This is a genomic window from Sphingomonas tagetis, from assembly GCF_024211275.1.
Classification (GTDB): domain Bacteria; phylum Pseudomonadota; class Alphaproteobacteria; order Sphingomonadales; family Sphingomonadaceae; genus Sphingomonas; species Sphingomonas tagetis.
Window position 1 is genome coordinate 352,228 of the sequence record NZ_JAMLDX010000003.1, and the last position, 22,604, is coordinate 374,831.

The following is a 22,604-nucleotide window of genomic DNA, read 5'->3' on the forward strand; positions in this document are numbered from 1 at the left end:
TTCCGCACAGCGGTTGTACGGGAGCGGTCAATGACGACGGGGGATCGGTTCGGACTTTGTCTCGTCGTCGATGACGACGAGGACGTGCTGATGGCCGTCCGCCTGCTGCTGCGCGGGCTGTTCGACGAGGTGGTGACCTGTGTCGCGCCCGCCGAGGCGCTGTCGGTGGCAATCGGGCGCAAGCCCGATGTGGTGCTGCTCGACGCCAATTTCGCGCGCGGCGCGACCGATGCGAAGGAGGGGCTGCAACTGCTCGACCAGCTGCTGGCGGTCGATGGCGACCTGATCGTTGTGATGATCACCGCGCATGCCGGGGTGAATGTCGCGGTCGAGGCGATGAAGCGGGGGGCGGCGGACTTCATTTCCAAGCCCTGGGCGAACGAGCGATTGCTCGCCACGGTGCGCACCGCCGCGGCGCTCAACCGCTCGCGGCGGCGCGCGGGGGCGGCGGGGGTGCGGCCGGCGCTGGGCAGTGGCAGCGATCTGATCGGCGGATCGGCGGCGATGATGCGCGTGCATTCGCTGATCGCGCGCGCCGCACCGACCGACGCCAATGTGCTGGTGCTGGGCGAGAACGGCACCGGCAAGGAGCTGGTCGCGCGCGCCTTGCACCGCCAGTCGCGCCGCGCGGACCGGGCGATGGTGACGCTCGATCTGGGTGCGGTGGCGACCGAACTGATCGATTCGGAGCTGTTCGGCCACGTCCGCGGCGCGTTCACCGGGGCGAAGGGCGACCGCGTGGGCAGAATTCAGGCGGCGGACGGGGGCACGCTGTTCCTCGACGAGATCGGCAATCTGCCGCTGCATCTCCAGCCCAAATTGCTGACCGCGCTCGAACAGCGGCATGTCACCCCGGTCGGCGCCAACCGGCCGGTGCCGGTCGATATTCGCGTGATCGCCGCGACCAACCTGTCCGCTGCCGCGCTGCGCGATTCCCGGCAATTCCGCCAGGATCTGCTGTTCCGGCTCAACACGGTCGAGATCGAGCTACCGCCGTTGCGCGAGCGGCGCGAGGACGTGCCGGCGCTGATCGACCATTATCTCGACCTCTATGCCGCGCGCTATGGCCGCCCGCGTCCGGCGCTGAGTCTGGCGGCGCAGGCCGCACTGGCGGGGCATGACTGGCCCGGCAACGTCCGCGCGCTGCGCCATGCGATCGAGCGCGCGGTGATTCTGGCGGGGGACACGCCGATCGAGCCGGGCGATCTGTCGCTGGCCGCGCCGGCGCCGCGCATCGCGCCCGAGGCGGTGGTGACGCCGGCGCGCGACGCCGATCTCAACCTCGACCGTGCCGAGCGGCGGCTGGTCGAGGAATCGCTCAAGAAGCACGGCTACAACATCTCCGCGGCGGCGGCGGAACTGGGACTGTCTCGCGCCGCCCTGTACCGGCGGATGGAGAAGCATGGGCTCTGAGCATCGCTTCACGCTGGTGCTGCTCGGCTGGGTCGCGCTGCTGCTGGCGGCGCTCGGCGCGACGGTGTGGGCGTTTGCGCAGCCGGGGCTGGCGGTGGTGCGGCTCGTCGCGCTGGGCGTGACGGCGGCGGGGGTCGTCGGGTTGGTCGGGCATGTGCGGCGGACCAATCTGATGCTGGCGCGCTTCGTCGAGGCGCTGCGGCATGGCGATCTGTCGGCGAGCTTCGATCGGCGCGGCGATGCGGCGTTTGATCGGCTCGGCGGCGCGCTGACCGATGCGGTGCGCGATCTGCGCGCGGAACGGGCGCGCGGGATCGAGGAGCAGCGCTTCCTCGAAGCGTTGCTCGACGACATGCCGGTGGCGCTGCTCACGGTCGATCCGGCGCATGGCGTGCGGCTGCGCAACAAGGCGGCGCGGCGGTTGTTCGACCGCGATGTCGGCGCGCGGCCCGAGGATCATGCGGTCTATGGCGAGGCGTTCGCGCAACGGCTGCTGGGGTCGGGCGGGGTGCTGTCAGTCCTCTGCGAACCGCTCTCCACAGGATGGAGCTCGGTCATTGAAGCTGGCAGCCTAGCTCGCGAGGGATTGCCACTCGGCCAGCGCGGCCGAGCGGCGTTCCTTGAATGTCTGTCGGTCGACTAGATGGCGCTCCAGGCTGAAATGGTTATGGACGTTGGCATGCACGGAGGCGAACTTCTGTAGCGTCTTCATTCGCCTGAATCTGAGCATCGCTCGCTCTCGCCGTCGAAAAGACAAATGCGCGTTCTCGGCCCTGTTGTTTGCCCATCGCCCGACCTCCTGCTTTTCGCGGTTGCCGAGTTCATTCATGGCTGCGCCGTACGACCGGAGGCCGTCGGTTGTAATGGCTTCAGGTGAGCCATGGCGTTTGAGCGCCTTCTTCATAAAGGTCAGGGCGGCCTTCTTGTCGCGTGTTTTGGTGATGAAGCTCTCGAGTATTTCGCCTTCGTGGTCGACGGCGCGCCAGAGATAGACCATCTCCCCGTTGAGCTTCACGTACATCTCATCAAGATGCCAGCGCCAGTGGCGAAAGCCACGCATCCGGCTGACCCGCTGCCGGCGGATGTCGCCGGCGAACATCGGGCCGAAGCGATTCCACCACATCCGCACCGTTTCGTGGCAAATGTCGATGCCGCGCTCGAACAGCAGGTCCTCCACGTTCCGCAGCGACAGCGGGAACCGTACATACATCATCACCACAAGGCGGATCACCTCGGGCGACGAGTTGAAGTAGCGAAATGGAGAAGACGGTTTGGCTCGAGATTTGCGGCTCATTCAGCGCCGCTTAGCAGCGCCCGGCCTGCGCTGCCACGTTGCATTGACAGCACCCATCAACGCTGAGGACAGTGGGGGTTGCTACTGCCGCATCCCTCGACGTGACGTTTCGGATTGTCTGCACAAGCAACGGCCCGACCGGTTGACACGGCGATATTTCGATGACACTGACGAAATATCGAATAGGAGTTGGTGCATGAAGCCGTCGTCGTCGGAAGGTTCAGCCTATCACTTCGCTCCGGGGCAGTCAGACCTTGCGATGACGCAAGTGGGCCGCGGAACGCCTGCCGGTGAGATGCTTCGTCGCTACTGGCATCCGATCGCTGCTTCTGCCGAAGTAGGCGACCTTCCTGTGGCTGTCCGCCTACTGGGCGAGGATTTGATCCTGTTCCGCACCAGAGTGGGTGAGGTGGGCTTGGTTTACCCGCGCTGCATCCATCGCGGCGCTTCGCTCTATTATGGCCGCGTCGAGGAACGCGGCATCCGATGCTGTTATCATGGCTGGCTGTTCGCGCCGACGGGGCAATGCCTCGAACAAGTGTGCGAGCCCGATTGTGGCGCTCGGACGGTAAAGCATTATCGCCAGCCTTGGTATCCGGTCGAGGAGCGCTATGGCGTCATCTTCGCTTATCTCGGGCCGCTGGAGGAAAAACCGCCGCTGCCACGCTACGAACCGCTCGAGAATCTTGAGGACGGGCAATACCGTTTGATCGTCGATGCGCACCACAAAGTGTTCGGTGATCCGCAGCCGGATTACAACTGGCTACAGATGACCGAGAATGGCGTGGATCCATTTCACGTCTACGTACTGCACAACCTCAATCGCGACCAGTTTCACCCGTCATTTGGCATTCGTCCGGAAGTGCGATGGGAGCCGATCCCGCACGGCGTGCGCACATCGACGCTGCGGCGCGATCAGGATCATGTGGTTCACCGTGTTGGCGAACTGATCTTCCCGTTGCTCACCGTCTCGGGTAATCCGCTCGCGCATGATTTCGACAAGTCGGTTCTGTTCGTCTGGAAGGTGCCGGTCGACGATCACAACACGCGCAACATAATTATCTTCCGTGCTTCGGATCGTGTCGCCGGTTTGGTGGAGAGTGGCGAATTCGAGCGGCAGCTGTTTCCCCGCAGTTGGCACGATATGACCGAGGAAGAGCATCAGCGCGATCCCGGAGACTATGAAGCTCAGAAGAGCCAGGGGCCGATCACGCTTCACACCGAGGAAAATCTGGTAAGCAGCGACAAGGGCGTCGCCTTGTATCGTCGCATGCTGAAGCAGGCGATCACCGACGTCGCGGCGGGCAAGTCGCCCTTCAACATGGACGTGCTCAGCAATCGGCCTGTCCGCATCGTCGCCGGCAATTTCCTCGATGATCGGCTGCAGGCTGCGCTGGACGAGAACGCCGCGCTAGCTGCCGCGGAATCCTGAGCCGTGTTCGAGCCGGCGGTCCGGTTGCACGCAGCCCAACACCGCATCAGACCCACGACGTCCGCAATCGGGCGACATGGGTGCCGGCGCGGAGCGGATCGGTGAGCGACCTTGCGGCCCGGCGTCAGCGCAGTCCGTGGTTCATCTGCTTTGTGTTGGCCGGTGCCTACACCGTTTGCGCGATCGACCGGTTCTTGATGTCGATCGCGGTGATCCCGATCAAGCGGGACCTTGCGCTCACCGATACGCAAGTCGGTCTGCTGACGGGGCCGAGTTTCGCCATCCTCTATTGCGTGAGCGGCCTGTTCTTTGGCGTGCTGGCCGACCGGGCGAACCGGCGGAACATGATAACCGCAGGTATCCTCGCCTGGTCGCTGGCCACACTATTGTGCGCGCTCGCCGACGATTTCCCCACTTTGTTTCTCGCGCGAACCGCAGTCGGATTGGGCGAGGCCACGTTGATTCCAGCGGTCATGTCGATCCTGCCCGCGATTTTCAAGCAAGAGTCGCTCGGCAAGGCGATCGGGGTGTTCCAGACCGGCGTACCGATGGGCAAGGCGATCGCTCTGATCGGTGGTAGCGCCCTGGTCGGCTATCTTGCTACACATGGCGAGCTGATGGGATTGGCTGACTGGCAAATTCTGTTTCTTGTCGCGAGCGTGCTGGGACTTCCGGTCGCACTGCTGATGCTGACGTTCGAGGAACCGGCGCGCAATGAAAAAACGGGCAGGGGTTCGCTGCGCAGTGCGCTTGCGTTTGCTCGAACGATCCACAGCCCGCTTGCCGTCCATTGCGTGGCATGGACGGCGAGCCTGTTCGTTCAGGCAACATACGTCTCCTGGATCCCCAGCTTCTTTGTGCGCGAACATGGCATGCCCATCGGCGCTGCGGGACTGATGGTCGGTAGCCTCGGGTTCGTCGGGGGCGCGGGGGGCGCTTTGCTCGGCGGCGTCTATCTTGATCGATTGCGTCGCCACGTACCCGAACGTGCTGTCGGCATGGCGCTGGCGACCAGCCTGTTCCTCGCCATCCCGGCCGGCTTGCTCATGCTGCTCAGCGCCAGCGTCCATACCGCGGCGATTGGCTATCTCTTGTTCGTGCTGGTCCTGACGCTGGGTGCGCCGGCCGGCCCCGCAGGTATCCAGCTGATGGTGCCCGAACGATATCGCGGCACATTGACTGCGGGAACCTATGCGATGACCAGTCTGGTCGCGCTGATGACGGGGCCGCTGCTGGTCGGTATCCTTAACGACCGAATCCATACCTATGACCCGGCCCTGTCACTCGGCGTCGCGCTGATGACCATCTGCGCGCTTGGTTGTCTGATCGGCACGGTTGCCGGGCTGATGGGGCGAGTCAACAGCAGCTGAAACCGATATGCAGAGTGAGGATCAGGTCGCTCGCTCGAATATTGCCGCCAGACCCTGGCCGCCCCCGATGCACATTGTCTCCAGTCCATAGCGCGCGCAACGGCGGCCGAGTTCGCGTACCAGCCCCGCGAGGATCCGAGCGCCAGTCGCCCCGATCGGGTGACCCAACGAAATTCTCGAGCCGTTGACATTGAGCTTGTCGCGATCATCCCAGTTCCAGCCTTTAAGGCAAGCCAGCACCCGCGCCGCGAAGGCCTCGTTGAGCTCCACCAGATCGATGTCGTGCCAGCCCAGTCCGGTTCGTGCGAACAGCTGTGCCACAGCCGGCACTGGCCCAATTCCCATCCGGGATGGGTCGCAACCCGCTACCGCCCAGCCACGTAGCCAGGCAGCAGCCGCGAGGCCGAGTTCGGCAAGTCTGTCCTCCGCGACGACCAGGCAGGCGGCGGCGGCGTCATTCTGTTGACTTGCATTGCCACCGGTGACCACGCCGCCCGTTTCGATCGGCGATAGCCGGCCGAGCGACTCGGCTGTGGCATCCCCGCGAATGCCCTCATCCCTGGCGAAAATGACCGGCTCGCCCTTGCGTTGCGGAACTGTGACGGGAACGATCTCATCATCGAACTTGCCCGCCGCCCAAGCCGCTTGCGCCCGGCGGTGACTTTGCGCGGCATAGGCGTCGCACGCCTCGCGACTGATACTGTAGTCGCGGGCGAGGTTTTCGGCGGTTTCGATCATGCCGCTGATCACGCCGAACCGCTCGATCGGCTGCGACATCAGCCGTGCCCGCGTCAGGCGATCGTGGAAGGTGGTCGAGCCGAAGCGAGCGCCACCGCGATGATCGGTCGAATAAAACTCGACGTTGCTCATGCTTTCCACGCCGCCTGCGATCACCACATCAGCTGCGCCAGTCTGGACCCGCATCGCGGCGTCGATCACCGCCTGTAGCCCGGAGCCGCAACGGCGGTCGATCTGCACACCGGAGATTGTCTCCGGTAGTCCGGCAGCCAGCGTCGAAAACCGCGCGACGCAGGGCGCTTCTCCGCTGGCATAGCCCTGGCCCATCACGACGTCGTCGATCCGCGCAGGATCGATGCCGGAGCGCGCGACCAGGGCCTTGATTACGATCGCGCCTAGGGCGCCGGCCTGGAGCGGCGCAAGCGAGCCGCCGAATTTGCCGACAGCGGTACGGATCGGAGTGACGATGGCTGCTCTCTACGCATGACGGCTCCCTGTGACGGTCAAAGGGCCTCGGCCCGACGGATCAGTTGCTTGGCGATGATCGTCTGCTGAATTTGCGATGTGCCTTCATAAATCCGCAGCAGCCGGACATCGCGGTAGAAGCGCTCGACCTTATATTCCGCCATGTAGCCCGCGCCGCCGAAGATCTGGACGGCGCGATCGGCGATCCGACCGACAGCTTCGGAAGCGTGATATTTGAGCGCCGCGCATTCGAGGCTGACGGGCATGCCAGCGTCGAATTTGGCGGCGACCGATTGCAGCAATGCCTCACTCGTCAGCAAATCGACCTTTATGTCGGCCAGCATGGCCTGCACCAGCTGAAAGTCGGCGATCCGCTGGCCGAACTGCTTGCGATCGATCGAATAGCCGACGGCCATGTCGAGCAGGCGATCGCACATGCCGAGCGCGACGGCGGCAATGTGGATCCGTCCGCGATCGAGCACCTTCATCGCAGTCTTGAAGCCTCGGCCAGGCACTTCACCGATGATAGCGCTGGCGGGAACCACGACGTCCTCAAGGACTACGTCGGTGGTCACCGAGCCCTTCTGACCCATCTTCCTATCTGGGCGACCCAGCGAAAGGCCCGGTGTGTCGGCCGGGATGATGAACGCTGAAATGCCGCCGGCCCCTGGGATATCCGGTTCGCTGCGCGCCATCAGCGTGAACACGCTCGCACGCGGGGCATTGGTGATGAAGCGCTTGGTGCCGTTGATCCGATAACTGTCCCCCTCGCGAACGGCGATCGTGCGCAACGATGCGGCATCGGAGCCGGTGTCGGGTTCAGTCAGGGCAAAGCTGGCAATTGCATCGCCCGCGGCGAATCTGGGAAGCCACGCCTGCTTCTGTGCGGGCGTCCCGTCGATCGCGATCCCCTGGCTACCGATTCCTACTGTCGTGCCGATTACGGACCGGAAGACGATCGACGCTCGACACAGTTCGCGGACGATGGCCGCCTCTTCGGTCATGGTACAGCCCAGACCGCCGAACGCCGTCGGTATCGAAATGCCGAACAGGCCCATCTCGCGCATCTGGTCGACAATGCCGTCCGGCACGGCATCATTCTCCTCAACGAGATCCTCGGCCGGGATCAGCTGCTCGTCGACGAACCGCCGGATCGTGTTGAGCAGCATCTCGAATATGTCTTGGTCCACAACTTAAACTCCTCGAATCGATGGATGGTTTGCGCGGGTCACGAGGGCCTATTTCGGCATGGCGCGCCTTCGAGCAGGATCGTCTTGGGCTCGAGATACGCGCGCAGGCCCTCGACGCCGCCTTCGCGCCCGATGCCCGATTCCTTCACGCCGCCGAATGCGATCGAGAAGTCGCCGCTGCCAGAATTTTGTCCGACCGTGCCGGTGCGAACACGCCGCGCTAGAGCGTAGACCCGGTCAGCATCGTTGGAGAAGATCGCGCCGGACAAACCGAAGCGTGAGCGGTTTGCCATGTCGATCGCGTCATCCTCGTCTTGCGCGGCGATGACGCAGATCACCGGCCCGAAAATCTCGTCCTGCGCGATCTCCGACGCGTTATCGACGTCGGCGAACAGCGTGGGCTGCAGGTAGAACCCACGGTCGAGGCCGGCGGGCCGCCCGCCGCCCGTCGCGATGCACTGGCCTGCTGCCATCGCCCGCTCGATGTATCCCGATACGCGTGCATGGTGTCGCGCGGTGGCCAATGGTCCCATCGTGACATCAGGATCGAACGGGTCGCCGACGCGAACCCGTTCGAATTGGTCGACCAGCGCATCGACCAGCATGTCATGCCGATGGCGCGGCACAATGATCCGGCTGAGCGTTGTGCAGATCTGCCCCGACAGCCGAGTTACGCTATGCGTGAGCTGCGATGCCGCCTTTTCCAGATCATAGTCGTCCAGCACCAGCGCAGCGGACTTGCCGCCCAGTTCCATCGTGTAGCGACCCATGCGAGCGCCCATCTGCGCGGCGATCGATTTGCCGGCTTCCGACGAGCCGGTGAACGCGATCTTGTCGACATCAGGGTTGCGGACGAGTGCGCCAGATGCGGCGCGGTCAGCCGTGACGACGTTGAGCACGCCGGGCGGCAGGCCGATTTGCGCAGCGACTTCGGCGATGATCAGCGGTGCGCATGGTGCTTCGGGTGAGGCCTTTATGACGATTGTGCAGCCGGCGAGCAGGGCGGGCGCGATCTTTGTGGCGATCAGGTTTACCGGCCCATTCCACGGGATGATGGCGCCAACCACCCCGACGGGTTCATGCACGAGCAGCCCGATACCGCCGCCGCCCTTGCGCAGGTGCCGCTCTTCGAAGACGAATATCTCGGCCATGCGCGCATAATCGCGATACATCCGACTGCTATCGGCGAGGAACGCTTGGGCGAGCGTGTGAACGATGCCGGCTTCATACGGCCAGACAAATGCGAGGTCGGCAAGCCGCTGTTCGAGCGCGTCCGCAAAGGCTTCGAGATATCCCGCGCGCTCGACGTGATGCATACGAGGCCAGGGGCCAGCATCGAACGCCTCACGCGCGGCGGCCACGGCCCGGTCGATATCGGCGATCTCCGCCGCTGCGACTCGCACGAAGCATTGCTCCGTCGCCGGCGCGATGACATCGATCATGCGCTCACCGAGTGGTCTTACCCATTGGCCACCGATAAAGAAGCGGTCTGGCGCTGCGAGCGGCGCGTCGATCCGCATCACGCGGTACCCTGTAGCGGCAGGAAAGACTTTGCAGACGGCGGCGGCGTGCGGCCAAGCATCATGTCGGCGGCCTTCTCCGCGATCATGATGACGGGCACATTCGTATTGCCGCCGACATGACGCGGCATGATCGAGGCATCGACGATCCGCAGACCGGCCACGCCATTCACGCGCAACTGCGGGTCGACGACCGCTCGCGTATCGACGCCCATCCGACAGGTTCCCACGGGATGCTCCGCCGTGAAACAATCGCGACGCAACATTGCCTCGGTTTCCGCAGCATTGGCGTTGGCGCCGGGCGACAGCTCTTGCGTGACCAGCGCGCCGAGCGGGCCGGTGCGATAGATTTCGCGGGTAAGTCTGATGCCGGCGATCATGCGCGCGACGTCCTGCGGATTGCTCAGCAGATTGAGCAAGATGCCGGGCGGTGTCCGTGGATCGTTCGATTTGAGGAAAACACGGCCGCGGCTTTCCTGAGTCAACGCGCTGATCCCCGCAGAGAGGCCGTGCGGGGGGGCCGCGCGTGTGAGCGGATTCCACAGCCAGGCACCCAGGTTGAGCGCGGCGAAGATCGTCTGAATGTCGGGCCGGTCGGCCTGCGGTGTGCTGCGCAAATATGCGTGGCCTGCGCAAGCGTTGGATGCGAACGGTCCGCTGCCGCACAGCGCCCACCGTGCCGCCGATTTGACTGCTCGATCGATCCGCAGTTCAGACAGGAAGGTCTGCGGTTTGGCCGAGAAGTGCATATAGACCATCGGATGCTCGATCAGGTTCTCGCCCACATCGGGCGCATCGTGCACGATCGGCACGCCGTGCCGGCCAAGCATGTCGGCCGGCCCCACGCCTGACAGCATCAGCAGGTGCGGTGACCCATAAGCGCCCGCCGCGAGCACGATCTCGCCGCTGCACGCGATGCGCTTAACCGCGCCATCGACCAGGATGTCGACCCCGGTCGCGCGCCCGGCCGCGATGGCGATGCGCAAGACGTGCGCGCGTGTCACGACTTGCAGATTGCGTCGTGCGAGCGCGGGGCGAAGGTACGCGTCGCCAGTACCGGCACGCCGACCATTGGCGATGGTCAGATCAAGCGGCGCGAAGCCGTCGCGGTAGGTGGCGTGGTAATCTTCATTTTCGTCATGACCGGCAAGACGGGTCGCCATGCGAAAGATATCTATCAGCAGCGCCGTGTCCCGTGGTCGCGTAACGCCGATCGGTCCGCCGACGCCATGCACCTCGCTCGCACCCGACCAGTGATTTTCGAGCCGCCGGAAATGGGGCAGCACATCGCAAAACGCCCAACCGGTGCAGCCCAGCCTCGCCCAGTCATCATAGTCGGCCGGGTGACCACGGGCATAGACCATGCCATTGATCTGTGAGCATCCGCCAATGGTCTTGCCACGTCGCAGTTCAAGCGAGCGCCCACCGAGCGCCGGCTCCGGCTCCGACCTGAGTGGCCAGCGCAGATCTGGACGCAACATGACCTGTTTGACGGCGGCCGGCATGTTGCGCACCCACCCGCGCGGCCAGCCGCCTGCTTCGACCAGCAGCACCCGGCGATGCGGATCAGCGGACAGGCGGTTGGCCAGCACACAACCCGCTGAACCAGCGCCGAGCACGATGTGGTCGAATTCAGGTTCGGACAAGGCTCCCCTCCGCTCGTTCGAATTGCTGCTGCCGCTGATCCGACAGCGGCGCGTCATGACGACGGGCTTGATAGCGGTCAACGAAAAAACGGATATAATAACGAAATATCGATGAAAAGCGGCGAATTAACGCGATGCTGGGCTAAATATGGAAATTTAAAAAAACGATATAGCGTTGTTATGCCCGATATACCGTTGACGAACTCCAAATTGCGTCATAGGGGTTGCTCCGCCTGAAGGAAAATGACGATCTGGCGAGGGGAGGGTTCGATGCAGAACAAGCTGATGTGGGCGAATGGCCTGGCACTGGGGGCGCTGATATTGCCGTGCGGGGGCGCGTTGGCGCAGACCGCGCCCGTCCAGCCGTCACCGACAAGCGAGGGGTCGGGCCTTGAGGAGATCGTGGTCACCGCGCAGCGCCGTGCAGAGCGGTTGCAGGACGTGCCGGTCGCGGTCACGGCGCTGACGGCGGCGAGCCTCGCCACGCAAGGCATCGGCCGATCAATCGACTTGAATCAGAAGGTGCCGGGATTGGCGATCACGGCCAATCCGCGTTCGCCCGTCGTGTTCCTGCGCGGGATCGGCGCGACATCGGTGCAGAGCGGCCAGGAGGCGAATGTTGGCCTGTATATCGATGGCGTATATGTTCCTTCGATGAACGCCAATGTCTTTGGCTTCAACAATCTTGAGCGGATCGAGGTGCTTCGCGGGCCGCAGGGTACGCTGTTCGGCCGGAATACCACGGGTGGCGTGGTGCAGATCGTAACGCGCGAGCCCGGCGATGAGGCCGTTGTGGAAGGCTCGTTGGGCTATGGCAATTACGACGCGATCAGCGGGTCGGCCTATCTCGCTGCGCCGCTGGCCCAGAATGTCAGCGCAGACCTTGCGCTGCAGGTTTACGACCGGCGCAACGGCTGGGGCAGGAATGTCACGATTGGCGGCAAGCTGCATACCAACAAGAACTTCAACCTCCGGTCGAAACTGGTTTTCACGCCGGGGTCGGGCACGAAGATTACGCTGACGGGCGGGTATTTTCAGTCGCGGCTTGATGAAGGGAGTGCGCGCAACGTGATGCCCTATATCACTTCAACGCCAGCCGGCTTTGGCGGCGCCAAATTCACCGGCAGCATTTACGATTCGCAACAGGACTTCCGCAGCTACGACAAGACGCGCAACTATATGGCGTCGGCGCGGATCGAGCAGGATCTGGGCTTCGCGCAGCTTATCAATGTGGCTGCATATCAGCACATCGAGACCGACACATTCCTCGATAATGACCAGACGCCCGCATTCCGCTCGCGCACAATCTGGCACGATTCGACCAAGTCCTTTTCGAATGAGCTTCAATTGCAGGGCAATAGCTCGAGCGGTCTGAAGTGGGTGGCAGGCCTCTACTATTTCGATGCCGACGCGACCGAAGATCCATTCGTCGTCGAGGTGCCTTGCGCCACGCCAGGGGTCGGCACGTGCGGCGCAAACGGCGCAGCCACATCCTTCCGACGCGTTTCTTCGCTGACCACGCGGTCGTTCGCGCCCTTTGGGCAAGTTACAATCCCCGTCTCCGCAGCTACGAACATCACCCTAGGCGCGCGCTACACCGTGGATCGGCGGCGGCTGGCGGGATCGCAGGTGAATGCCGCAGGTGCGCCGGTCGTGTTCCCGAATGCCGCACCAAATCCCTATGATCACGAAAAGACCTACGAGCGGGCAACCTACAAGCTCGTGCTGGACCACCATTTTTCGCGCGACGTGATGGCCTATGCCAGCTTGAGCACGGGCTTTAAGAGCGGCAATTACAACGGGGGTTCGCCCAAGGATCCGCCGGTAAATCCCGAGAACATCACCGCCTACGAAATCGGATTGAAGACCGAATTGCTTGATCGCCGTGTTCGTCTGAACACCGCCGCCTTCTATTATGACTACAAGGATCTGGTCGTACTGGTGCGTGACACGCCCACCACGACGCTTCAGACCAATGCGGCCGCCGCCGAAATCTACGGCGGCGAGATCGAACTCAATGCCGCAGTAACGTCCGATCTGTCGCTTCAGGCGGGATTGTCCTACCTCCATGCCAGATACACCAGATTCCCCAACGCGCCGGGCACGATCCTGCTCGCCACCAATCTCGCGCAGGGCACGACGGTCAACGCCAGCGGCAACACGCTGCCGCGCGCACCGGAGGTGACCGCCAATGTCGGGGTGGACTACAAGCTGCGCACGGGCTTTGGTTCAGTATTGTTTTCCGGCTCATTCTATCACAACTCGGGCATCTTCTTTGAACCCGACAACCGGCTGCGGCAGGGCGCCTATTCGCTCGTGAACAGCTCCATAACCTTCGCCGATGCAGACGATCGCTTCTCCTTGCAATTTTGGGCGAACAATCTGCTCGACGAGCAATATCATTCGATGATCGTATCGAGTTCGGGGAATCCGGACTTCGGCGCGGCAGGCGCGCCACGCACATATGGCGTCACGCTGGGCGTCAAGTTCTAGGCGGGGCAAATTGGCTTCGGGCGGTCTGTCGCGGCAATGATGGCGTCCTGCATGACGCCGCCGCGGCCCGCTGGCGTGCTAACTGTGCGATGCGGCAAAAGGGGATAAGATGAGCGAGTACAACTTCCTGGGATATGAGGTCCGCAACCGGATCGCATATATCGAGCTTCGCCGGCCTGAAGTGCTCAACGCCTTCAACAACCAGATGGACGCTGAGATCCGCGACGCATTGCTGCGGTTCGATCTCGACGACGAAGCGTGGGTTGCGATCCTGCACGGCGCGGGCAAGGCGTTCTGCGCTGGTGCCGATCTCAAATCCTATACCGCGTTCAACGTGGATAAGCCGGAGAGCGACCGCAAGGCGCTCGAGCTCGAGGCGCTGCGCAAGGGCGACACATTTGGATCGATGCATCTGCGCGGCACAGGCGGCGAAGGCTATCTTGGCCGCACGGTCAACTACAAGCCGGTGATCGGCGCGGTGCATGGCTTCTGCCTCGGTGGCGCGGCACATCTCGCAGCCGAATGCGATCTCCTGGTGGTGTCGGACGACACGCGCTATGCCATCACCGAAACCACGCGCGGCATGTCCGGTTCGCGCACTTGGTACAAGATGCGCACCTTCATGCCGAGTAAGGTCGGCACCGAACTGCTGATCACCGGACGGCAGGCAACGGGTGAAGAGCTGTTCCGCTATGGCTTGGCCAACCGGCTCGCGGAAAACGGCAAGCATGTCGAGGAAGCCGAAGCGCTGGCCCTACAGATTTTGAAGGCGCCGCCACTTGCCGTCCGTGACGGGGTGCGTGTGTCGCGCAAGTTGTGGGTGAACGGCGCGACCGATCTCGACGCCCAGATGCAACTCACCCGCCTCGATCTGAGTGAAGACTATAGGGAAGCGGGACGCGCCTTCGCCGAAAAACGCGCGCCGGAATTCAAGGCGCGCTGAGGCGCTGCCCCGGTCTAACGCTTCACGGCACCATCAATTTTCAGCGGAGTGCGCATCTAGGGTGCGTAAACGATGCGTGACGTGTCGTGTCGATGCACGAAATGTCGAAACGTTAAGGCGACCAATATCGCAAAAGGCAAATTGACATTCTACGAAATAGCGTAGACATATACGAAATAACGTTATGAGGTGCGACGTGGGGGTGCAGATCGAGAGTAGGTCGGAGGTCGATCCCGCACCGCGCGGCCTTGCGCGGTTGGTCGATCCGGGCAGCATCGCCATCATTGGGGCCTCGGATCGCCCAGGCAGCCTGGGTCGGCGCACCGTCGAGAATCTGCTCGATCATTCCGATTTTGGCGGCGACTGTTTTCTGATCAGCCGATCGGGCGCTCAGATCGCCGGTCGAGCCGCCTATCCCTCGATCCTGGATGTGCCGTCGGCACCGGACGTGGCGATGCTTGTGGTGCCTGCGACGGCGACCCTGACGACGCTACGCGACTGCGCCGCGCGCGGCGTGCGCTATGCGATGGTGTTTACGTCCGGCTTTGGTGAAGTGAGCGATGACGGGCGCCACATCGAAGCTGAGATGGCGCGCATCGCACGTGACAGCGGGATGCGGATCTACGGTCCGAATTCTCCGGGTCTTTGCAATCAGAATCGGCGCATCGGCATGCTGTTCTCGCCAGCTTGGCAGACAGATCAGCGAACCGGTCCGATTGGAATCGTTACGCATGGCGGGGGTGTTGGTCGCGCGTTTATGCAGGCGTCCGATCGCGGGGTCGGGGTCGGACTTTATGCATCGACCGGAAACGAGGTCGATATCACCGCTGCCGACTTTATCCGGCATATGGCGGACGCCGACGACATCTCGGTAATCGCCGCCTCGCTCGAAGGCATCAAGGACGGCGGCGAGCTCGCTGCTGCGGCGCTCTACGCGGCCGAGTGCGGCAAGCCCGTGGTGGCGCTGAAGGTGGGCCGATCGGAAGCGGGCGCAAGAGCGGCATCGTCGCATACCGGGTCGATATCCGGTGCGGCGGAAGTGAACAGCGCCGCGTTCCGGGAGGTCGGTGTGGTCGAAGTCGATACGCTCGACGAGCTTATCGATACGGCTGCGTTGTTCGCTCGCAAACGACCGACCGGACGCGAGAAGATCGCGGTCTACAGCGTTTCGGGCAGCGTGTGCGTGATGGCCGCCGACGCGCTCGCCGATGCCGGCCTCGAGCTTGCACGCTTTGGCGACGCTACGCGCAGGCAGTTGAGTGAGCAACTGCCCAGCTATGCCGCGATCGACAACCCAGTCGATCTCACATCCGACGTGATGGCCGATCCACAGCTTAGCTATGACTCGCTCAAAACCGTCGCCGCCGACCCCGATGTCGGCGCCGTGCTCTATCCCTTTCCATGTGATTGGGGCGGCATATCGGGCCAGATTGCCGAAGCAACCGTCGCCGCCCAGCGCGAGACCGATGTGCCGGTGCTGCCGATCTGGCTTTCGGACAGGCTAGGCGAGGGATGGACAACCCTGGTTGACGGCGGGATGACCCCCATGCGGACCATCCGCCAGGCGTCGCAGGCGACCAAGCGCTGGGTCGAGCGCGGTCGTTGGGCAGTGCCGAAAGACTGGCAGCCACTGCCAACTGGGCCGGCACGTCGCGATCCGGTTCCGCGCGAGGCGCTGAGCGAGGCAGAAGCCAAGGCGCTGCTGCGCGCGGCGGGCATCGCCGTGCCCGAAGGACGCGTCGCCACAAGCGCGCAAGAGGCGGTCGCCATTGCCGATGCTCTGGGTTACCCGGTGGTGGCCAAGGTCGCGAGCCGCGCGATCACGCACAAGTCGGATATCGGCGGCGTCGCGGTCAACCTGACCGACCCGCACGGCGTGGCAGCCGCGTTCGCGCGCATCACGGCCGCAGCGATGCGGCACGCACCGCACGTGCCGGTCGACGGCGTCCTGATCGAGCAGATGAAAGTCGTCGAACACGGCACGGAAGTGTTTGTCGGCGTACATCGCGACGCCATTTTTGGGCCGGTGATGACCTTTGGTTTGGGCGGCGTTTTCATCGAGCTCTTCAAGGATGTCGCCCGACGCATGCTGCCGCTGACGCCAGCGTCGGCGCGCGCGCTGCTTGCCGAGCCCCGCTGCGCCGCGATCCTGCAAGGCGCGCGCGGCGCGCCCGCAGCCGATCTCGAGGCGCTCGAGCGATTGCTGCTGGCCGTATCCGACTTCGTCTGCGCTCGAGGCGACGAGGTCGAGGAACTCGAACTCAATCCCGTGCTGGTGGGCCGGGCAGGCGCTGGGCTGGTCGCGCTCGACGCGGTGCTCGTGAAGCGCAGCCGCGACGGCGAAAACTGAAAACAAGCGCGCTCTGGCGCGAGAATGAGGTAGCCCGATGTTGAACCGCGAAGTGAATGACCGGCTCTCCAGGACCGGTCCCGGCACGCAAATGGGGGAGCTGTTTCGCCGCTTCTGGCTTCCTGCCTTGCTGAGCCGGGACGTCGCCGAGCCTGACGGTGCGCCCGTCAGGCTCCGTATCTTGAGCGAAGACCTGGTCGCCTTTCGCGACACGGAAGGCAAGGTCGGGATCGTCAGCGCCTATTGCTCGCACCGTCTGGCGCCGCTGTTCTTTGGGCGAAATGAGGAAGGCGGGCTGCGCTGTCCCTATCATGGCTGGAAGTTCAGCACGGCGGGCAAGTGTCTCGAGACGCCGAACGTCGCGCCGGGTTCGCCCGATGTCCGGCGCAACGTCGGCATCAAATCCTACCCGGTTCACGAGCAGTCCGGCGTGATCTGGATTTACATGGGCCCGACCGAACGCCAGCCGCCCTTCCCGCATTTCGAATATGCTGCGGTGCCAGCGGCGCAATCCTATGCAGCGCGATGGCTCCAGCGATCGAACTGGTCCCAAGGCATGGAAGGCGAGATCGACACCTCACACATCAACTGGCTGCACCGCGACATTGATCGCAGCGGCGCGGTGCAGCAGACGCTCAAGACGCTCACCGGCGATGACAATTCGCCGCAGATCCAGCTTCAGGAAACCGATTACGGTTTTACCTATGGCGCGCGTCGCGTGCGGGAGGATCAGTGGTTCTGGCGCGTCACTCAGTGGATGCTCCCGATGTTCAGCCTCATCCCGCACGAGCCGGGTCCGTTCGTGAAATGCGGTGGGCGGGCGTGGGTGCCGATCGACGACAACCATGTGACGGTATTCACTTTCAGTTATCGGATCGATCGGCCGTTCACAAAGGATGAACTCGATACCTTCGAAAGCGGCGCGCTGTTTCCGCCACGCATGACCAAGGGACCTTACGCGCTTCCGGACGGCTATGTGATCGACACGTATCTCCCGGGAGCGTCGAAGGAAAATGACTTTCAGATCGATCGCGAGGCGCAGCGGGTACGTAACTACAGCGGTATATGGGGTATCCACGACCAGGACCGCGCACTTGCCGAGTCCTCCAAGCCGGCTGACAGCAGGGATCCTGGCATCATCGACCGGATGGGCGAGCATCTGGTCAGTTCCGATCGGGCGCTGGTTACCGCACGTCGACGCCTGCTCAAAATGGCGGAGGAGCTTGCGGCGGGGATCGAGCCCGTCACGCCGTTCCAGCCCGAACTGTTCGGGGTGCGCGCGATCAGCAAGATTAGCGAGCACGGCGAATTCACGAAGCTGATGGCGCAATTTGGTGAGGAGGCGCGCCTGCCGGGTCCGGGCACCGCGCCCGCCGAGACGATCTGAGCAGCCACGTGAGGAATTCATGCCAGTCATGACCCATCATGCGAACGCCCGGCCGCTCGGCGGCGGCATCATCGGCCTGGGCCTTGCCGGCGGGATCATGGCACCGATCATCGCCGAGCATCCCGGCTTGACTCTGGCCGGCGCAGCCGAGACCGACGCCAGTACGCGTGCCACGTTCACGGCCGATACGGGGCTTCCCGCCTATGCCGAAGTATGTGAATTGTTGGCAAATCCCACCGTCGATTTCGTCTACGTCGCGACGCCACATCAATGTCATCGCGCTCACGCCGTGCTGGCGGCAGAGCATGGCAAGCATATCATCGTCGAGAAACCGATGGCGCTCAGTTTGGCCGATTGCGACGCGATGATCGATGCGGCGAACGCCAATGGCGTGCAACTCGTCATCGGCCATACGCATAGCTTCGATCCGGCGATCGCTGCTATTCGTGCGTTGATCGACAGCGGGCGAACCGGTGCGCCGGTCAGTCTGGCGATGTGGAATTTTACCGACTTCCTTTATCGACCGCGACGTCCCGAAGAGCTGGACAGCGCGCGCGGCGGCGGAATCCTCTACAATCAGCTCCCGCACCAGCTCGATGTGGCGCGGCTGATCGTCAATAGTCCGATCCGCAGCGTACGTGCCGCCACCACGCGACTCGATCCGACCCGCCCGACCGAGGGGGGATGTTCCGCGTTCGTTGATTTTGAAAACGGCGCGTGTGCGACCGTTGTCTATAGCGGCTATGACCGGTTCGACAGCGACGAACTGCACGGCTGGATCGCCGAGGGTGGTCAACTCAAGACGGCGCGCCACGGTCACGCGCGCCGTATGCTGAGCAAAATAGCGGGACCCGAGGGCGAAGCGGCCCAGCGTCGCGTCCAGTTCGGATACGGTGCCGCCGGCGCGCATGGCAATCCGCCTCACCAGCCGCATTTCGGCTTGATGCTTGTCAGCTGCGAGCGCGCCGACATCCGCCAGTCGGCTGACGGTTTGTATATTTACGATGATGCTGGCGCGGACGAGCAGCCCATCATCAGGTCCAGCTGGCGGCCGGGGCGCGGCGATGTGCTTGAGGAACTGCGGCGCGCTGTCGTCGATGGCGTGCCGCCACTGCACGATGGCACCTTCGGACGCGGCACGGTGGAAGCCGCGATCGCGATCGCACAATCGGCGGCCGCGCGACGCGAGATCACCATTACGGAGCTTGCTGCGGCATGAGCGAAATTGTCCTCGGCATCGGTACCTCGCACAGCCCGCTGCTCGCGATCGACCCGCACGAATGGGCCGAGCGTGGCCGTGACGATATGCGTCGCCAAGCCTATTGCATGGTCGATGGCCGCACGCTGACTTATGACGCGCTCGCGGCGGAGGTGCGCGAAGTTCACGCCGATCAAGCAACGCTCGCCACCTTCACCGAGCAGGCGGCGCTGGCTCAGGCCTCGCTCGACCGTATCGCTGACGAGTTGGCGCTGGCCGCGCCGGACATTGTCGTCGTGATCGGTGACGATCAGGACGAGCTGTTCGGGTCTTCGCACCGTCCGGCCTTTGCGATCTTTACCGGCGCAAGCGTCGCGATGCACCCGAAGAACCTCGTCTCTCCCGAGCTCCCCGCTTGGTATCGCAAGGCGAATATCGGTTACAGCATGGATCGCACGCACGTCCATGACGGCGCGCCCGAGCTTGCCCAGCATCTGGTCGAGCAGTTGATCGCCGGGGGCGTGGACGTGTCGGTAGCGACCGAGGTCGAAGACGCCGCGCGGGCAGGCTTTGGACATGCGTTCGGGTTTATCTACGAGCGGCTCGCCGCTGGCCGGCGACTGGCGATGCTGCCGGTGATGCTGAACACCTATTTCCCGCCCAATGTGCCGACGCCGGCACGGTGCTATGAGGTGGGGCACAAGATCGGGGCGGCGTTGCGGTCCGCGCCTGGCGATCTTCGCATAGCGGTGATCGCTTCAGGCGGACTCACGCATTTCCATACCGACGAAGCATTCGACCGGCATGTGCTCAAAGCGTTGCGGGAGGGCGATCGGGATACATTACGAACCTTGCCCGTGCGCGCGCTCCGTTCCGGCAATTCCGAGATACTCAACTGGGTCATGGCGGCTGGTGCGCTGGAAGAACTGCGCGTCGCGTTCGAGCGGTATATTCCCGTGCGCCGCACCGCGGCGGGCACCGGCGTTGGCTTGGGATTCCTGATCTGGAAGCCGGCCCACGATCCCGATCAAGGAGAGCAGTCATGATACTCGACGCGCACGCGCATCTCGTCACACCGGCATCGGTCTTCGGCGTCCGTACGATCATCCAGAGTTCGAATGGAAATCATTCGAAGGAATGGTACATCAAGCGGTGGCTCGACGAAGGTGAGATCGCGAGCAACGCCGCGCGCTGCGTCGCGCTGATGGACGCCGTCGGCACCGATATCCAGTTCCTGTCGCCTCGGCCGTTCACCTTGATGCACTCGCATCATTCCTTTCGCGACATCGATATCTGGATCGGGTTACAGAACGACCTGATCCATCGCACCATCGCGCTCTATCCTGATCGCTTTCGCGGTGTCGCCGGGCTGCCGCAGATGGCCGGCGAGCCGATCGAATGTGTGTTCCCGGAATTGGAACGATGCGTCGGCGAGCTCGGGTTCATCGGTGTGCTGGTCAACCCCGATCCGGCGGAAGGACGTGGCACCTCCCCGCGCCTTTCGGATCCCTATTGGTATCCCCTGTGGGAAAAGCTGTGCGAGCTCGAAGTGCCCGCACTGATTCATAGCGCCGGTTGCTGCGGTCGCGAAACCTATGACGAGCATTTCGCCACGGAGGAGAGCCTGGCGATCACTTCAATCGCGCGGTCGAACGTGTTTGAGCGTTTCCCGGATCTCAAGCTCATCATCGCCCACGGCGGCGGCTCGGTTCCCTATCAGATCGGACGCTGGCGTTCGCATCACTTCTTTGAGGAGGCAGCGAACAAGCCGGACGTCGCCAGCTATTTCAAGGCGCTGGGCCAAGCGGCGGAGAGCGGTGCGGCGTTGCCGACGCCACCCTCCAGCCTCACGACGTTCGACGAGAAGCTGCGCAAATTCTATTTCGATACCGACGTCCATAATCGCGACTCGCTCGAACTGTTGCTCAAGACAGTTGGTGTCGAGCGCTGTCTGTTCGGCACCGAGCGGCCCGGTAGTGGCGGTGCGCTCGATCCCGCCACCGGCAAATCGATGGAAGACTTCAAATACCTCATCGATCGCATCGAATTTCTCAGCGATGCCGATCGCCGCAAGATCTACGAGGAAAATGCGCGCGCGGTATTCCCGCGGTTCAAAGCGTGAGCGTGCGGTTGTCCGATGCGCTGTTGCACCGCGCGGCGGCGTTGTCTGCCGCCAGCTTGCATGAGGCGAGCGGTCGGCGCGGCGCGCTGCCCGCGCAGCTAAAGCCGATCGCGCCGAACCTGCGTCTCTGCGGCCGAGCACTCCCTATCAAGTCACCGCCCGGCGACAATCTCTGGCTGCATCGAGCGATCGCGGCGGCACAACCCGGCGACGTACTGGTGGTCGATGTCGGCGATGCGCCGGAATATGGCTATTGGGGCGAAGTAATGGCGGTCGCTGCGCAGGCGCGCGGCATTGCCGGGCTGCTGATCAACGGCGGGGTTCGGGACAGCGTGCGGATGGCGGAGATCGGTTTTTCCGTCGTATCGAGCGTGATCGCGATCCGGGGAACCGGCAAGGACCCAGCCGGCGTCGGCCAGATCGGTGCGCCGATCCGCATCGGTGAAGTCCGGATCGAGCACGGCGATCTGGTGTTCGCCGACGCGGATGGCGCCTTTGCCATTGCGTCGAGCGATGCCGAAGCAGCGGTGGCAAACGCCGAGCTGCGCGACCGTGAAGAAGGCGACATCCTCCGTCGGCTGAGACGGGGCGACAGCACCATCGAGATCTATGATTTGCCGCGCGAGGTGGCGTGACATGGTCTTGCGTGAGAGCTTCGAGCTCGCTGGCCATGGTCATGGCGAACTCCCGATCCCAACGGTCACGCGGGTTGGGGAAATAATCGCGACTGGCGGTATCCGCGGCGTGGATCGCGCGTCGGGGGTATTGCCAGACGACCTTTCGCGACAAGTCGAACTTATGTTCCACAATCTGATTGCGGCGGTCGAACTGGCTGGCGGCGATGCCGGATCGATCGTGAAGGTGACCGTACATATCCGTGATGTCGCAGCGCGGTCTTCGATCAACGCAGCGTGGCTGCATCATTTTCCCGACGCGCATAGCCGCCCGGCACGTCATGTCATCGAAACCCCGGCGCTCGCCGGACGGATGCTGGTGCAATGCGAAGCGTTGGCGCTGGCCGTGCAGGAGATTGGAGGATGAGC

18 protein-coding genes are annotated in these 22,604 nt (G+C 63.5%); 13 read left to right on the plus strand and 5 right to left on the minus strand.

What is annotated here, in order from left to right:
- Positions 1–30 precede the first annotated feature (30 nt).
- Entirely contained in the window at positions 31–1,413 is a 1,383-nt protein-coding gene (locus M9978_RS06225) for a sigma-54-dependent transcriptional regulator (RefSeq protein WP_254292132.1), read from the plus strand.
- Positions 1,403–2,056 carry a PAS domain-containing protein gene (locus M9978_RS06230; RefSeq protein WP_254292133.1) on the plus strand — a complete coding sequence of 218 codons (654 nt, stop codon included), beginning with the start codon at positions 1,403–1,405 and terminating at the stop codon, positions 2,054–2,056. The genes M9978_RS06225 and M9978_RS06230 overlap by 11 nt, the downstream gene beginning before the upstream one ends.
- Here M9978_RS06230 and M9978_RS06235 read toward each other — a convergent pair.
- Positions 1,985–2,707: an IS6 family transposase gene (locus M9978_RS06235; RefSeq protein ID WP_302053812.1), complete on the minus strand. Its 723-nt coding sequence runs from the start codon at positions 2,705–2,707 to the stop codon at positions 1,985–1,987. The two genes, M9978_RS06230 and M9978_RS06235, sit on opposite strands and share 72 nt — an antisense overlap.
- 196 nt (positions 2,708–2,903) lie before the next feature.
- On the opposite strand from M9978_RS06235, the gene M9978_RS06240 reads away from it, so the two are divergent.
- Positions 2,904–4,139, plus strand: a complete 1,236-nt coding sequence (locus M9978_RS06240; RefSeq protein ID WP_254292134.1) for a Rieske 2Fe-2S domain-containing protein — start codon at positions 2,904–2,906, stop codon at positions 4,137–4,139.
- Positions 4,140–4,240: 101 nt separating this feature from the next.
- Positions 4,241–5,509 carry an MFS transporter gene (locus M9978_RS06245; RefSeq protein ID WP_254292135.1) on the plus strand — a complete coding sequence of 423 codons (1,269 nt, stop codon included), beginning with the start codon at positions 4,241–4,243 and terminating at the stop codon, positions 5,507–5,509.
- A gap of 21 nt (positions 5,510–5,530) precedes the next feature.
- Here the strand turns inward: M9978_RS06245 and M9978_RS06250 are convergent, their stop codons facing one another.
- The 4 genes from M9978_RS06250 to M9978_RS06265 are packed head-to-tail and all read right to left on the minus strand — an operon-like array spanning position 5,531 to position 11,149.
- On the minus strand, positions 5,531–6,715 hold the full coding sequence (locus M9978_RS06250) for an acetyl-CoA C-acetyltransferase (protein ID WP_254292176.1): 1,185 nt from the start codon (positions 6,713–6,715) through the stop codon (positions 5,531–5,533).
- 35 nt (positions 6,716–6,750) lie between these two features.
- Positions 6,751–7,881 (minus strand): acyl-CoA dehydrogenase family protein, encoded by a 1,131-nt coding sequence (locus M9978_RS06255; RefSeq protein ID WP_302053836.1) that lies wholly within the window; start codon positions 7,879–7,881, stop codon positions 6,751–6,753.
- A gap of 59 nt (positions 7,882–7,940) precedes the next feature.
- Positions 7,941–9,422 carry an aldehyde dehydrogenase gene (locus tag M9978_RS06260; RefSeq protein WP_254292137.1) on the minus strand — a complete coding sequence of 494 codons (1,482 nt, stop codon included), beginning with the start codon at positions 9,420–9,422 and terminating at the stop codon, positions 7,941–7,943.
- Positions 9,422–11,149: a GMC family oxidoreductase gene (locus tag M9978_RS06265; protein ID WP_254292138.1), complete on the minus strand. Its 1,728-nt coding sequence runs from the start codon at positions 11,147–11,149 to the stop codon at positions 9,422–9,424. Before M9978_RS06265 ends, M9978_RS06260 begins: the two co-directional genes overlap by 1 nt.
- Before the next feature lie 189 nt (positions 11,150–11,338).
- Here M9978_RS06265 and M9978_RS06270 point away from each other — a divergent pair, with 189 nt between their 5' ends.
- From M9978_RS06270 to M9978_RS06310, 9 genes are all read left to right on the plus strand, one after another.
- Complete coding sequence (locus tag M9978_RS06270) at positions 11,339–13,561, plus strand: TonB-dependent receptor (RefSeq protein WP_254292139.1); 2,223 nt, start codon at positions 11,339–11,341, stop codon at positions 13,559–13,561.
- 109 nt (positions 13,562–13,670) lie between these two features.
- Positions 13,671–14,504 carry an enoyl-CoA hydratase/isomerase family protein gene (locus M9978_RS06275; RefSeq protein ID WP_254292140.1) on the plus strand — a complete coding sequence of 278 codons (834 nt, stop codon included), beginning with the start codon at positions 13,671–13,673 and terminating at the stop codon, positions 14,502–14,504.
- Between the two features lie 196 nt (positions 14,505–14,700).
- Positions 14,701–16,854, plus strand: a complete 2,154-nt coding sequence (locus M9978_RS06280) for an acetate--CoA ligase family protein (RefSeq protein ID WP_254292141.1) — start codon at positions 14,701–14,703, stop codon at positions 16,852–16,854.
- A gap of 37 nt (positions 16,855–16,891) precedes the next feature.
- Positions 16,892–18,241, plus strand: a complete 1,350-nt coding sequence (locus M9978_RS06285; RefSeq protein WP_254292142.1) for a Rieske 2Fe-2S domain-containing protein — start codon at positions 16,892–16,894, stop codon at positions 18,239–18,241.
- A gap of 28 nt (positions 18,242–18,269) precedes the next feature.
- Positions 18,270–19,460, plus strand: coding sequence for a Gfo/Idh/MocA family protein (locus tag M9978_RS06290; RefSeq protein ID WP_254292143.1), 1,191 nt, complete (start codon positions 18,270–18,272; stop codon positions 19,458–19,460).
- The gene (locus M9978_RS06295) at positions 19,457–20,485 is read left to right on the plus strand and encodes a DODA-type extradiol aromatic ring-opening family dioxygenase (RefSeq protein WP_254292144.1); all 1,029 of its coding nucleotides are present in this window, start codon (positions 19,457–19,459) and stop codon (positions 20,483–20,485) included. The genes M9978_RS06290 and M9978_RS06295 overlap by 4 nt, the downstream gene beginning before the upstream one ends.
- Positions 20,482–21,561 (plus strand): amidohydrolase family protein, encoded by a 1,080-nt coding sequence (locus tag M9978_RS06300; RefSeq protein ID WP_254292145.1) that lies wholly within the window; start codon positions 20,482–20,484, stop codon positions 21,559–21,561. Before M9978_RS06295 ends, M9978_RS06300 begins: the two co-directional genes overlap by 4 nt.
- On the plus strand, positions 21,558–22,196 hold the full coding sequence (locus M9978_RS06305) for an RraA family protein (RefSeq protein WP_254292146.1): 639 nt from the start codon (positions 21,558–21,560) through the stop codon (positions 22,194–22,196). Before M9978_RS06300 ends, M9978_RS06305 begins: the two co-directional genes overlap by 4 nt.
- Position 22,197: 1 nt before the next feature.
- The gene (locus tag M9978_RS06310) at positions 22,198–22,602 is read left to right on the plus strand and encodes a RidA family protein (RefSeq protein WP_254292147.1); all 405 of its coding nucleotides are present in this window, start codon (positions 22,198–22,200) and stop codon (positions 22,600–22,602) included.
- The last annotated feature ends 2 nt before the right edge of the window (positions 22,603–22,604 follow it).

Coding starts and splice junctions, on each gene's coding strand:
- M9978_RS06225 (WP_254292132.1), top strand. CDS start 31: ATGACGACGGGGGATCGGTTCGGACTTTGTCTCGTCGTCGATGACGAC.
- M9978_RS06230 (WP_254292133.1), top strand. CDS start 1,403: ATGGGCTCTGAGCATCGCTTCACGCTGGTGCTGCTCGGCTGGGTCGCG.
- M9978_RS06235 (WP_302053812.1), bottom strand. CDS start 2,707: ATGAGCCGCAAATCTCGAGCCAAACCGTCTTCTCCATTTCGCTACTTC.
- M9978_RS06240 (WP_254292134.1), top strand. CDS start 2,904: ATGAAGCCGTCGTCGTCGGAAGGTTCAGCCTATCACTTCGCTCCGGGG.
- M9978_RS06255 (WP_302053836.1), bottom strand. CDS start 7,881: ATGCTGCTCAACACGATCCGGCGGTTCGTCGACGAGCAGCTGATCCCG.
- M9978_RS06260 (WP_254292137.1), bottom strand. CDS start 9,422: ATGCGGATCGACGCGCCGCTCGCAGCGCCAGACCGCTTCTTTATCGGT.
- M9978_RS06270 (WP_254292139.1), top strand. CDS start 11,339: ATGCAGAACAAGCTGATGTGGGCGAATGGCCTGGCACTGGGGGCGCTG.
- M9978_RS06275 (WP_254292140.1), top strand. CDS start 13,671: ATGAGCGAGTACAACTTCCTGGGATATGAGGTCCGCAACCGGATCGCA.
- M9978_RS06285 (WP_254292142.1), top strand. CDS start 16,892: ATGTTGAACCGCGAAGTGAATGACCGGCTCTCCAGGACCGGTCCCGGC.
- M9978_RS06290 (WP_254292143.1), top strand. CDS start 18,270: ATGACCCATCATGCGAACGCCCGGCCGCTCGGCGGCGGCATCATCGGC.
- M9978_RS06295 (WP_254292144.1), top strand. CDS start 19,457: ATGAGCGAAATTGTCCTCGGCATCGGTACCTCGCACAGCCCGCTGCTC.
- M9978_RS06300 (WP_254292145.1), top strand. CDS start 20,482: ATGATACTCGACGCGCACGCGCATCTCGTCACACCGGCATCGGTCTTC.
- M9978_RS06310 (WP_254292147.1), top strand. CDS start 22,198: ATGGTCTTGCGTGAGAGCTTCGAGCTCGCTGGCCATGGTCATGGCGAA.